The organism is Streptomyces polyasparticus (assembly GCF_014493765.1).
GTDB classification, from domain to species: Bacteria; Actinomycetota; Actinomycetes; order Streptomycetales; family Streptomycetaceae; genus Streptomyces; species Streptomyces polyasparticus.
Map to the genome: position 1 here is coordinate 28,107 of NZ_JACTVJ010000011.1, position 13,020 is coordinate 41,126.

10 protein-coding genes are annotated in these 13,020 nt (G+C 70.8%); all 10 read left to right on the top strand.

From position 1 onward, the window contains the following. Positions 1-11: 11 nt before the first annotated feature. A complete protein-coding gene (gene pyrG, locus H9Y04_RS22200) occupies positions 12-1,661 on the top strand; it encodes a CTP synthase (protein WP_187815739.1) in 1,650 nt (549 codons plus the stop codon). A gap of 88 nt (positions 1,662-1,749) precedes the next feature. Then, positions 1,750-2,376 carry an NUDIX domain-containing protein gene (locus tag H9Y04_RS22205; RefSeq protein WP_187815740.1) on the top strand — a complete coding sequence of 209 codons (627 nt, stop codon included), beginning with the start codon at positions 1,750-1,752 and terminating at the stop codon, positions 2,374-2,376. Between the two features lie 182 nt (positions 2,377-2,558). Further along, complete coding sequence (locus H9Y04_RS22210; protein ID WP_438818131.1) at positions 2,559-4,589, top strand: tetratricopeptide repeat protein; 2,031 nt, start codon at positions 2,559-2,561, stop codon at positions 4,587-4,589. 236 nt (positions 4,590-4,825) lie between these two features. After that, positions 4,826-5,941: an alanine dehydrogenase gene (gene ald / locus H9Y04_RS22215; protein ID WP_187815742.1), complete on the top strand. Its 1,116-nt coding sequence runs from the start codon at positions 4,826-4,828 to the stop codon at positions 5,939-5,941. Between the two features lie 401 nt (positions 5,942-6,342). Beyond that, on the top strand, positions 6,343-7,488 hold the full coding sequence (locus H9Y04_RS22220) for a ParA family protein (RefSeq protein WP_187815743.1): 1,146 nt from the start codon (positions 6,343-6,345) through the stop codon (positions 7,486-7,488). After that, complete coding sequence (locus tag H9Y04_RS22225) at positions 7,473-8,012, top strand: hypothetical protein (protein ID WP_187815744.1); 540 nt, start codon at positions 7,473-7,475, stop codon at positions 8,010-8,012. Before H9Y04_RS22220 ends, H9Y04_RS22225 begins: the two co-directional genes overlap by 16 nt. 715 nt (positions 8,013-8,727) lie before the next feature. Beyond that, complete coding sequence (locus H9Y04_RS46210; RefSeq protein WP_438818138.1) at positions 8,728-9,894, top strand: segregation and condensation protein A; 1,167 nt, start codon at positions 8,728-8,730, stop codon at positions 9,892-9,894. Further along, positions 9,891-10,538 (top strand): SMC-Scp complex subunit ScpB, encoded by a 648-nt coding sequence (gene scpB, locus H9Y04_RS22235; protein WP_187815745.1) that lies wholly within the window; start codon positions 9,891-9,893, stop codon positions 10,536-10,538. Before H9Y04_RS46210 ends, scpB begins: the two co-directional genes overlap by 4 nt. Continuing rightward, entirely contained in the window at positions 10,538-11,800 is a 1,263-nt protein-coding gene (locus tag H9Y04_RS22240; protein WP_187815746.1) for a pseudouridine synthase, read from the top strand. The genes scpB and H9Y04_RS22240 overlap by 1 nt, the downstream gene beginning before the upstream one ends. A 181-nt stretch (positions 11,801-11,981) precedes the next feature. Then, positions 11,982-12,941 (top strand): sigma-70 family RNA polymerase sigma factor, encoded by a 960-nt coding sequence (locus tag H9Y04_RS22245; protein WP_187815747.1) that lies wholly within the window; start codon positions 11,982-11,984, stop codon positions 12,939-12,941. Positions 12,942-13,020 lie beyond the last annotated feature (79 nt).

Genomic DNA, 13,020 nt, shown 5'->3' on the forward strand with positions numbered 1-13,020 from the left:
CCCTCTTGGCCATGCCGCCCAAAGCCACGACGACCAAGCACATCTTCGTCACCGGGGGTGTCGCCTCCTCCCTCGGCAAGGGCCTGACGGCCTCCAGCCTGGGTGCACTCCTCAAGGCCCGGGGCCTTCGGGTCACGATGCAGAAGCTCGACCCGTACCTCAACGTCGACCCGGGCACGATGAACCCGTTCCAGCACGGCGAGGTGTTCGTCACCAACGACGGCGCCGAGACCGACCTGGACATCGGCCACTACGAGCGCTTCCTCGACGTCGACCTCGACGGCTCGGCCAACGTCACCACCGGCCAGGTCTACTCGACGGTCATCGCCAAGGAGCGCCGCGGGGAGTACCTCGGTGACACCGTGCAGGTCATCCCGCACATCACCAACGAGATCAAGCACCGCATCCGCCGCATGGCCACCGACGACGTGGACGTCGTCATCACCGAGGTCGGCGGCACGGTCGGCGACATCGAGTCGCTTCCGTTCCTGGAGACGGTCCGCCAGGTCCGCCACGAGGTCGGCCGCGACAACGTCTTCGTCGTGCACATCTCGCTGCTTCCCTACATCGGCCCCTCCGGCGAGCTGAAGACCAAGCCGACCCAGCACAGCGTCGCCGCGCTGCGCAACATCGGTATCCAGCCGGACGCGATCGTGCTGCGCGCCGACCGCGACGTCCCGATGTCCATCAAGCGCAAGATCTCGCTGATGTGCGACGTCGACGAGGCCGCCGTGGTCGCCGCCATCGACGCCAAGTCGATCTACGACATCCCGAAGGTCCTGCACACCGAGGGCCTGGACGCGTACGTGGTCCGCAAGCTCGACCTGCCGTTCCGCGACGTCAACTGGACGCAGTGGGACGACCTGCTCGACCGCGTCCACAACCCGAACCACGAGGTCACGGTCGCGCTGGTCGGCAAGTACATCGACCTGCCCGACGCCTACCTCTCGGTCACGGAGGCGCTGCGCGCCGGCGGTTTCGCCAACAAGGCCCGCGTGAAGATCAAGTGGGTCACGTCGGACGACTGCAAGACCCCGGCCGGTGCCAAGAAGCAGCTCGGCGACGTGGACGCGATCTGCATCCCCGGCGGCTTCGGCGACCGCGGTGTGAACGGCAAGGTCGGCGCCATCACGTACGCCCGTGAGAACAAGATCCCGCTGCTCGGCCTCTGCCTCGGCCTGCAGTGCATCGTGATCGAGGCCGCACGGAACCTGGCCGACATCCCGGACGCCAACTCCACCGAGTTCGACTCGGCCACCGCGCACCCGGTCATCTCCACGATGGCCGAGCAGCTCGACATCGTGGCCGGCGAGGGCGACATGGGCGGCACCATGCGGCTCGGCATGTACCCGGCGAAGCTCGCCGAGGGCTCGATCGTGCGCGAGGTGTACGACGGCAAGGAGTACGTCGAGGAGCGACACCGCCACCGCTACGAGGTCAACAACGCCTACCGCGCGGACCTCGAGAAGAAGGCCGGCATCCTGTTCTCCGGTACGTCCCCGGACAACAAGCTTGTCGAGTACGTCGAGTACCCGCGCGAGGTCCACCCCTACCTGGTGGCCACGCAGGCCCACCCGGAGCTGCGCTCGCGCCCGACGCGTCCGCACCCGCTGTTCGCGGGCCTGGTGAAGGCCGCCGTGGAGCGCAAGACCGGTAAGTAATCTCCAGGCGATACGGTTGCCGGGGTACGCACCCTTCGGGGCGCGTACCCCGGTTTTCTGTGTTCTGGCCTGCGGGAGGACGTACGACATGTCGATCAGGGACACCGCCGAGGAATGGCAGATCACGGCCACCACGACGCCCTTCACCGGCAACAAGACCAGCGTCCGCACCGACGACGTGGTCATGCCCGACGGGACCGTCGCACGCCGTGACTACCAGGTGCACCCCGGCTCCGTGGCGGTGCTCGCGCTCGACGACCTCGGCCGCGTCCTGGTGATCCGCCAGTACCGCCACCCCGTGCGCCACAAGCTGTGGGAGATCCCGGCCGGACTGCTCGACGTCCCCGGCGAGAACCCGCTGCACGCCGCGCAGCGCGAGCTGTACGAGGAGGCGCACGTCAAGGCCGAGGACTGGCGGGTGCTCACGGACTGGTACACGTCGCCGGGCGGCAGCGACGAAGCCGTACGCGTGTTCCTCGCACGCGATCTCTCCGAGGCCGAGGGCCGGCGCTTCGCGGTGTCCGAGGAAGAGGCGGACATGGAGATCAAGCGGGTGCCCCTCGACGAGCTCGTCCGCGGTGTCCTTGCCGGTGAGCTGCACAACAGCTGCCTGGTCGTGGGCGTGCTCGCACTGGTCGCCGCACAGGCGGGCGACGGCATCGAGGCGCTGCGGCCGGCAGAGGCGCCCTGGCCGGCCCGGCCCTTCGAAGCCTGAGTCCCGGTGTGACCATCGGCTGATCCGATCGAGGGATCTGTCCGCCGCGCTCCCCGGCTTTCGTCACGATGCGTGAACTAGGCTCGCCTCGACGGAATGCGCTGGATTCGACCCCGGCGCCCGTCTCTCTTCCCCGGCCGCAGCCGCGGTCGTGGCGGCGCGGCTTGACGGGAGCATGGCCCGTGACGGATCAGGCGGTGGACACCCACACATCGGTGCGGGCCGAGGGTGAGCTCGAGCGAGGCCGTACCGCGTCCCCGGAGTTCGTCGGCCGGCAGCGGGAGTTGAAGGAGCTGCGCGCCGACATCGAGCGCACCGGGCTCGACACCCTCGCCGCGGGCAGGAAGCCGCCTCGCGCGCGCATCCTCCTGATCGCGGGCAGGCCCGGCTCGGGCCGCACCGCGCTCGCCGAGGAACTGGCAGGCCGGCTCGTCGGCCGCTACCCGGACGGGATCCTGCGCGCCGCGCTCGCCGAGCCCGACGGCACCCAGGTGCCCACCGAACGCACCGCGCGGGAGCTGCTCGGCGCGCTCGACTTCCCGACTCCGCCGGGCGCCGCCGAGGACGAGCTCGCCGAGTCGCTGCGCACCGCCCTTTCCGTACGCAGAGTGATCCTGATCCTGGACGGTGCGGCGGACGCCGAGCAGGTCGAGCCGCTGCTGCCGGACTCCTCCGACTGCCTGGTCGTCGCGACCGCCGAGGGCCCGCTCACCGGCCTCGCGGACGTGCGTCCCTGCACGCTCGGCGGTCTCGACACCAAGTCCGCTCTGGAGCTTCTGAGCGGCTACACGGGATCCGTGCGCATCACCGTCGACCCGCGGGCCGCCGAATCCCTCGCCGAGCTGTGCGCCCATCAGCCCGCGGCCCTGGTGCTCGCCGGCGGCTGGCTCGCGGCCCGGCCCAAGGCCTCCGTCGCGGAGCTCTCGAAGGCGCTGCGGCACGTTCCCGAGGACGAGACCGCCGCCACGGATCCGCTCGCGCGCGTCTTCCGCTTCGTCTACGAGTCGCTGCCCGCTCCTGCCGCCCGGATACTGCGACTGCTCTCCCTCGCGCCGGCCGGGCTCGCCGACCCGCACACCGCCTCCGCGCTCGCCGGCTGCTCGGTCTCGGCCGCGCGGACCACGCTGGAGGACTTCACCGAGCTCGGGCTGCTGCGGACCGTGGGCGGGCTGCCCGAGCAGTACGTGGTGCCGGGGTCCCTGCACCCGCTGCTCAAGGCGCTCACGGAGGCCAAGGACCGGCCCGCCGAGGTGCAGCTGGCCCGGGCCCGGATGCTGGAGCGGACCGTACGGCTGCTCCAGTCCTGCCGGGCCGTGACCGAGCCCGACGGGTCGCCCGCCCGCAGGAAGCTCGCCGGACTGCCGCGTGCGCTGCGGTTTCCGAATCCCGAGGCGGCCGCTCAGTGGCTGCGGATCCGGCAGAGTGCGCTGCTCGCGTCGGCGCGGCTCGCGGTCGCCGACGGTGAACTCGACACGCTGGCACGGCGGTTGATGGCCGCGCTGACCCGCGCGCTCGTGGCCCACCGGGGCACCGAGGCGGCCGCTCCCGAGCTGTACGGAATCCATGGTCTGGTCCTCGACGTGGCCACGCGGCGCGAGCTGCCGCGCGAGAAGGCGGCCGCGCTCCTGAACCTCGCGGACCTGGACGCGCAGACCGGCCGCACCCAGGAGGCGCTCACCCGCTATCGCGCCGCTCTCGACACCGCGCGTGCGGCCGCCGACCCGTATGCCACCGGGCGCGCCATGGAATCCATCGGCGGCGCCTATCAGGAGCTGGGGGACTGGTACCGGGCGGCCGACTGGTTCGGGCGTGCGCTGGCCCAGCGGCTCGCGCGCGACGAGCGGGCCGAGGCGGCGCGTCTGTACGGGCGGCTCGGGACCGTGCACACGTATGCGGGCCAGTACGGCGAGGCGCTGCGCAACTGGCGCTCGGCCGCGGCCGGCTACCGCAAGGAGGCCGATGTGCCTTCGTATGCAAGGGCGTTGAGCGAGATGGCCCGGGTGCAGGAGTACGCGGGACGGCCCGAGGAGTCCCTCGAGACCTGCCGGCTCGCGGTGGAGTGGGCGCGCAAGGCCGAGGACGTACGGCTGCAGGCCGCGCTCCAGGTGCGGCTCGCGGACACCCTGGACCGGCTCGGGGACAGCGCCGCGGCCGGTCTGCACCGGGCCGCCGCCGAGCGCATGCTGGGAGAAGAACTGCACGGAGCGCAGTAGGACGGGCCCCGTACGGGGCGGCAGAGGTGGTGTTGTGGGTGGCTGGAGCCGATGGCCTACGAAATCCGTAGTGCATTCAGATCAGATTGAAGCTTTCAAAGGCTAGACAGCGCGACATCCTTCATTAGACTGGCTCCGCCGCCTACTTCTGCGGCCTCTGCCCGGTGCGCTCTCTGCGTTCGGGTTTGCGTACCTATGCCCGTGATTTTCCCTGAGCCCAAGGACCGTGATCGACGATGAAGGTCGGCATCCCCCGCGAGGTCAAGAACAACGAGTTCCGGGTGGCGATCACCCCCGCCGGCGTGCACGAGCTCGTGCGCCACGGCCACCAGGTCTTCATCGAGCACGACGCCGGTGTCGGCTCCTCGATCACGAACGAGGAGTTCACCGCCGCGGGCGCGACGATCCTGCCGACCGCCGACGAGGTCTGGGCCACCGCCGACCTGCTGCTCAAGGTCAAGGAGCCGATCGCGGAGGAGTACCACCGCCTCCGCAAGGACCAGACGCTCTTCACGTACCTGCACCTGGCCGCCTCCAAGGAGTGCACCGACGCGCTCCTGGAGTCGGGCACCACGGCCATCGCGTACGAGACCGTCGAGACCGCGAACCGCGCGCTGCCGCTGCTCGCCCCGATGTCCGAGGTCGCGGGCCGTCTCGCCCCGCAGGTCGGCGCCTACCACCTGATGGCCTCGGCCGGCGGCCGCGGCGTGCTGCCGGGCGGCGTGCCGGGCACCCACCCGGGCAAGGCCGTCGTCATCGGCGGCGGTGTCTCCGGCTGGAACGCCACGCAGATCGCCGTCGGGCTCGGCTTCCACGTCACCCTGCTCGACCGTGACGTCAACAAGCTGCGCGAGGCCGACAAGATCTTCGGCACCAAGGTGCGCGCGATCATGTCCAACGCCTTCGAGCTCGAGAAGGCCGTCCTCGACGCCGACCTCGTGATCGGTGCGGTGCTCATCCCCGGCGCCAAGGCCCCGAAGCTGGTCACCAACGAGCTCGTCTCGCGGATGAAGCCCGGAAGTGTTCTTGTCGACATTGCGATCGACCAGGGCGGCTGCTTCGAGGACTCGCACCCGACCACGCACGCCGAGCCGACCTTCAAGGTCCACAACTCGGTCTTCTACTGCGTGGCCAACATGCCGGGCGCCGTCCCGAACACCTCGACGTACGCGCTGACCAACGCGACGCTGCCGTACATCATCGAACTCGCCAACCACGGCTGGGTGGAGGCGCTGCGCCGCGACCCCGCGCTCGCGCTGGGCCTCAACACCCATGAGGGACAGGTCGTTTACGGTCCCGTTGCCGAGGCGCACGGCATGGAGCACGTCGAGCTGAGCACGCTTCTCGGCTGAACCGAGCACGTTTCACGGTTGATCGGTCAACGCCCCGCGTCAACCCGACGCAAGCGGCCGGACCTTGTTCGCAAGGTCCGGCCGTCTGTGTATCCGGTCACGTTTGTGAGGGGCGATCAACTCGCCTCGAACGTAACTGTTTAACCGTTTCGCACACCCGTGAAACCAGTCGACAGGTCGCTGTGCGCCCTCCGTCCACCCTTGACAGGCGGCTGTTCCTTTGCCGACACATCGGGCCGGGTCCGGCGGATTGTGTTGCTGCGGACCGGTGACACGCCATAGAGTCGCCAACCGTCGGCATGGTGTCACGCTGACCTATCGATAAATGTTCCTGGTCACCCAAGGAGGTAAGACGACTTGTGAATGAGTCGACATTTACTCCCGGGGGTGGCCAACCAGGAATGCCTGCGCAGGAGTCGGGCCCCTCAGGGTTCGAAACTGTCGGCGCTGTCGGCTCAGTCGCCGTACGTACCTTCGCCGAGCGACAGAACACGCAGCGCCCCACGCAGACGCTGAACGCCCACCAGAGCATGGATGGCCATCAAGTGAACGCCATGGCCGGCGACCGGAGTGGTGAGACCCCGACGCACTTCGCCGACTACGACGAACTGCCCGAGGGGCACTTCTACGACCCCGACGCCGAGTACGAGCCCGACCCCGAATACGCGGCCACGCTGGCCCCGGACGCTGCCCGTCAGCGCCGGGAGCGTATCGGTCCGACGGGACGGCCGCTGCCGTACTTCCCGATCCCGGGTCCGCTGACGGACCACGGGCCCGCGAAGATCATCGCGATGTGCAACCAGAAGGGCGGCGTCGGCAAGACCACGTCGACCATCAACCTGGGTGCGGCGCTCGCGGAGTACGGACGTCGCGTGCTGCTCGTCGACTTCGACCCGCAAGGTGCGCTCTCGGTCGGTCTGGGCGTCAACCCGATGGAGCTCGACCTCACCGTCTACAACCTGCTCATGGAGCGGGGCATGGCGGCCGACGAGGTGCTCCTGAAGACCGCGGTGCCCAACATGGACCTGCTGCCGAGCAATATCGACTTGTCGGCGGCGGAGGTCCAGCTGGTCTCCGAGGTCGCCCGCGAGTCCACGCTGCAGCGCGCGCTCAAGCCGCTGATGCAGGACTACGACTACATCGTGATCGACTGTCAGCCGTCCCTCGGTCTGCTGACCGTGAACGCGCTTACTGCCGCGCACAAGGTGATCGTGCCGCTCGAGTGCGAGTTCTTCGCGCTTCGCGGTGTCGCGCTGCTCACCGAGACGATCGAGAAGGTGCAGGAACGTCTCAACCCCGACCTGGAGTTGGACGGCATCCTCGCGACGATGTACGACTCGCGCACGGTGCACAGCCGTGAGGTGCTCGCGCGCGTCGTCGAGGCCTTCGACGATCACGTCTACCACACGGTGATCGGGCGGACGGTCCGCTTCCCGGAGACCACGGTCGCCGGTGAGCCGATCACCACGTACGCCTCCAACTCCGTTGGTGCGGCCGCCTACCGTCAGCTCGCCAGGGAGGTGCTCGCCCGGTGTCACGCCGAGTGAGTCTGCCGGGGGCCGACGAACTGTTCCGTACGACCGGGGGGATGGCGCTTCAGTCGTCGACTCCGCGCAAGACGACGAACAACGGCGAGGCGCGGGTGCCCGCGCCGGCCGGTGAGAGCGACGCGGCGGCCGCGGCCTCCGGCGCCGCCCCCGACGAGGCCGAACACGCGCCTGCCGACGCGGAGTCGGGTGCGGCCTCCCGCACGCGGTCCGCGGAGGAGCCGTCCGCCGAGGACGGTCCGCGGGCCAAGGGTGCGGCCAAGTCGGACTCCTCCGCCGCGCGCAAGCGTGCGCGGGCCGCGCGGCGGCCCAGCGGACGCGAGCGGCACGACGAGAAGATCACCGTGTATGTCTCCGCCGAAGAGCTGATGGACCTCGAGCACGCGCGGCTCGTGCTGCGCGGTGAGCACGGGCTCGCGGTGGACCGCGGGCGGATCGTGCGCGAGGCCGTCGCGGTCGTGCTCGCGGACCTCGAGTCCCGGGGCGACGCGAGCATTCTGGTACGGCGGCTGCGCGGGCGGTGAGCCTCGGGGTGGGCCCCGGCCCGTGGTTGCCGCCCTCGTGGACGGCGCTCACGTCTCGCGGTTCGCGCACGCTGCGGGGTTCCGGTACGGCATCCGTGAGCGCTGGTCACCGGGGCGGTAGCCTGCGGGGTGCCCTCGCGGGCCGCCCCTGCTTCCGGCTGCACCTTGGAATCCGATGACCGACGACTCGACCACCCCGTCCTCCCGCCGCTCGCGCCGCCTGCTCGGCCGGGGGCCGGGGGCGGGTTCGGTGTCGGGGGTGGGTGCGGCTGATGTCGGGGCCGAGGCCGAGCCGGTTTCTTCCCCTGCCCCGGCCCTTCCCGAAACCGGGGGCACGCCCCCGGACCCCCGGGAGGGGGAGCTGAGCGTCGAGGGCGACGGGCTCGGGGAGACGCCGGGCGACGGCGCGGGCGGCGAGGGAGAGCCTGACGCCGAGGGCGTCGGGCCGGACACGGCACCCGGCAACGGTGCGGGCGACGAGGGGCTCGCGGATCCGGTCGTACGGGAAGCGGCCGAGGGTGCGGAAGCGGCGGCGGATCAGGGGCCGGCCGAGGTCGCGGATGTGGAGGCGGTGGCGGATCAGGCTCCGGCGGAGGTTGCGGAGGCGGTGGCGGATCAGGCTCCGGCCGAGGTTGCGCAATCGGGCTCGGTGGCCGCCGAGCCGCAGACCGCTGGAGCCGAGGCTTCGGCGCCCGTCGACGGCCCCGCCGACACCATCGCGCGCCCTGGCGACTTCCCCCGGCCTCTCGGCACGGCCGCAGCGCCCCCTGGCGATGCCGCCCCGTCGCCCGGCGCCGTCCCGGCGACTCGCGGCGCCGTCCCGGTATCGCCCGGCGATGCCCCCGTGCCTTCGGCCCACGCTCCCGTGCCTTCGGCCCACGCTCCCGTGCCCCCGGCCGACGCCCCCGTGCCCCCGGCCGACGCCCCGGTGTCCTTGGCCGACGCCCCGGTGTCCTCAGCCGACGCCCCGGTGTCCTCAGCCGACCTGCCCGCCCCCGCGGCCGACACACCCGAACCCCCCGTCGACGACGGCAAGTTCAAGGTGCGGCTCGCCAACTTCGAGGGGCCGTTCGATCTGCTCCTCCAGCTCATCGCCAAGCACAAGCTCGACGTCACCGAGGTCGCGCTGTCCAAGGTGACCGATGAGTTCATGACGTACATCCGCAGGCTCGGCAGCGACTGGGACCTGGATCAGACGACGGAGTTCCTCGTCGTCGCGGCCACGCTGCTCGACCTCAAGGCCGCCCGGCTGCTGCCCGCCGCCGAGGTCGAGGACGAGGCCGATCTGGCGCTCCTGGAGGCCCGCGACCTGCTGTTCGCGCGGCTGCTCCAGTACCGCGCGTACAAGCAGATCGCCGACATCTTCAGCGGCCGCCTCGACGACGAGTCCCGCAGATACCCCCGTACCGTCGGGCTCGAAGAGCACCACGCGGACCTGCTGCCCGAGGTCGTCATCAGCATCGGGGCCGAGGGCTTCGCCAAGCTCGCCGTGAAGGCGATGCAGCCGAAGCCGAAGCCGCAGGTGTACGTCGAGCACATCCACGCCCCGCTCGTCTCCGTGCAGGAGCAGGCGGGGATCGTGGTGGCCCGGCTGCGCGCATCGGGGACGGCGAGCTTCCGTGAGCTGATCGCCGACACCGAGGACACCCTGACCGTTGTGGCCCGCTTCCTGTCGCTTCTGGAGCTCTACCGCGAGAAGGCGGTGGCCCTGGACCAGGACGAGGCGCTCGGGGAGCTCATGGTGCGCTGGACGGGCGCCGACGGGGCCGAAGCCCTGGTCACGGACGAGTTCGACCGGCCGCCCGAGCTGCCCGACGACAAGGGCGCCAAGGGCGACAAGGACGGCAAGGGCGACAAGGCTGAGAGCAAGGAGAAGGTGTGAGCAGTACGGAGGAGGCCCCGGCCGGGCTGCTCGACGTGGCCGGGCTCGAATTGAAGCCCGCGCTCGAAGCGGTGCTCATGGTCGTCGACGAGCCCGTCACCGAGGAGCATCTCGCCAAGATCCTGGACCGGCCGCGGCGGAAGATTGCCGATGCGCTGCGGGAGCTGGCCGACGAGTACACCGTGCAGGGCCGCGGCTTCGAGCTGCGGCTGATCGCCGGGGGGTGGCGGTTCTACACCCGTCCCGAGTACGCGTCCGCCGTCGAGCGCTTCGTCCTGGACGGCCAGCAGGCCCGGCTCACCCAGGCGGCCCTGGAGACCCTCGCCGTGGTCGCGTACCGGCAACCGGTCAGCCGCAGCCGGGTCTCGGCGGTCCGCGGAGTGAACTGCGACGGCGTGATGCGGACCCTGCTGCAGCGGGGTCTGGTCGAGGAGGCGGGCGCGGAACCCGAAACAGGTGCGATCCTGTACAGGACGACGAACTACTTCCTGGAGCGGATGGGCCTGCGCGGCCTGGACGAGCTCCCGGAACTCGCGCCCTTTCTGCCCGAGGCGGAGGCGATCGAGGCCGACACCTTGGAAGGGGTCCCGTCGTTCGATCCGGATGCACCGGATTCCGAGGAAGACGACAAGACGGAAATTTGATGCGAAGCAACGGCAGGAACAGCGGAAACAACGGCGGGAGCCGTGGTGGCAACAGCGGTGGCCGTAGCAGTGGGAACAGCGGCGGCCGCGGCAACTACCGCGGAGCCGGCAACAGCCGCGACGACCGGCAGGGCGGCCCCGGCCCCCGTGGAGGTCAGGGCGGCGGACAGGGCGGTCGTGGCGGTCAGGGCGGTGGCCCCGGCGGTCGCGGTGGTCAGGGCGGTGGCCCCGGCGGTCGCGGTGGCCAGGGCGGCGCAGCGAGCGCTTCGGGCCGTCCGCGCAAGCCGCGTCCCGAGGAGCGGCGCTATGACGTCGACCCCGCGGACGGCGGCGGCGCACCCAGGCGGGGCCGCGGCGACGCCGCGCGCGGTGGCGCCAAGGGCGGTCCGCGCACCTCGCAGGGCAGCGGAGCCCGTGGCGCCAAGCGCAGCGCGCCCGCGACCTCGCGCGAGTACGAGACGCGCCAGGAGGAGCGCAACAGGGAGCGGTACGCCGGCAAGAAGGACCTGAAGCTCCCCAAGACCTTCCCGGGCGCCGAGCTGGAGGGCGAGCGGCTCCAGAAGGTCCTCGCGCGCGCCGGCTACGGCTCGCGCCGTGCCTGCGAGGAGCTGATCGAGCAGGCACGGGTCGAGGTCAACGGTGAGATCGTGCTCGAGCAGGGTCTGCGCGTGGACCCCGAGAAGGACGAGATCAAGGTCGACGGCCTGACCGTGGCCACGCAGTCGTACCAGTTCTTCGCGCTCAACAAGCCGGCCGGTGTCGTCTCCACCATGGAGGACCCCGACGGGCGTCAGTGCCTCGGCGACTACGTGACCAACCGCGAGACGCGGCTGTTCCACGTCGGCCGCCTCGACACCGAGACCGAGGGCATCATCCTGCTCACCAACCACGGCGAGCTGGCCCACCGTCTCACCCACCCGCGGTACGGCGTGAAGAAGACCTATCTCGCCGCCATCACGGGCCCGCTGCCGCGTGAGATCGGCAAGATCCTCAAGGACGGCATCCAGCTGGAGGACGGCTACGCGCGCGCCGACCACTTCCGCGTCGTGCAGCAGACCGGCAAGAACTACCTCGTCGAGGTGACCCTGCACGAGGGCCGCAAGCACATCGTGCGCCGGATGCTCGCGGAGGCCGGTTTCCCGGTCGAGAAGCTGGTCCGTACGCACTTCGGTCCGATCGGTCTGGGCGACCAGAAGTCGGGCTGGCTGCGCCGCCTCAGCAACACCGAGGTCGGGATGCTGATGCGCGAGGTCGAGCTGTAGGCCCGCTGCGTTGTCAGTGGTCGGCGATAGCCTGAGAAGGGCTTCGGCCCCCGGGCGGGAGGGGACTGTCCGGCCACGTCTTCTGTGATGGCTTGTCGGCCGGGTCCGGATTTTCTCCGGGCCCGGCCGATTCCTTTTGCCCGCGCGCCCGGTCTGCACTGGGTACGGCGAGGGGAGCGGCATGGCGGATCATGACGAGTTCGTACGGCTGGCGCAGACGTACCGGCGGGAGCTGCTCGCGCACTGCTACCGGATGCTGGGCTCGGTGGACGAGGCCGAGGACCTGGTGCAGGAGACGTATCTGCGGGCCTGGCGCTCGTACGACACGTACGAGGCGCGGGCTTCCTTGCGGACCTGGCTGTACCGGATCGCGACCAACGCCTGTCTGACGGCCATGGAGCACCGCGCACGGCGGCCGCTGCCGGCCGGGCTCGGGGCGCCCGGGGCCTCGGTCCACGAGCCCCTCGGTGTGCCGGCCACCGACATTCCCTGGCTGCAGCCGCTGCCGGATGTGCTGCTCGACCCGGCGACCGTGGTGTCCGCGCGGGGCAGTCTGCGGCTCGCGGTGGTGGCGGCGCTGCAGCATCTGCCGCCGCGCCAGCGGGCCGTCTTCATCCTGCGCGAGGTGCTCTCCTGGCGGGCGCACGAGGTGGCCGACGCGCTCGGAACCAGCACGGCCGCGGTGAAGAGCACGCTGCAGCGGGCCAGGGCACGGCTCGACGAGGTGGCGCCCGAGGAGGACCTGGTCGCCGAGCCGTCCTCGGGCGATGAACGGGCCGTGGTGGACCGCTACATGGCCGCGTTCGAGTACGCCGACGTCGACGGGCTCGCTCAACTCCTGTGCGACGACATCGAGTTGGACATGCCGCCGTATCTGGTGTGGTTCCGGGGGCGCAAGCACGTCTTCGGCTTCATGGAGTCCAAGGTGCTCGACATGTACGGGGCGATGCGGATCCACATGGTTCCCGTGGGCGCGAACGGGCAGCCCGCCGTGGCCGCGTACGAGCGCGGGCCCGACGGGGTGCGGCGGGCGCATTCCGTGCAGCTGATCACGCCGCAGGGGGACAGGATCCGGCGGATCACGGCCTTCCTGGACCCGGGTCTCTTCGCGCGGTTCGGGCTGCCCGGGGTCCTGGACTGACGGGCGGATCGGCGGGTGGACCTTCGGGCGGCCGATTCCTTTCGGGGGCGGGCCGGGTCTGCCCTTCGTGAGTGAACCG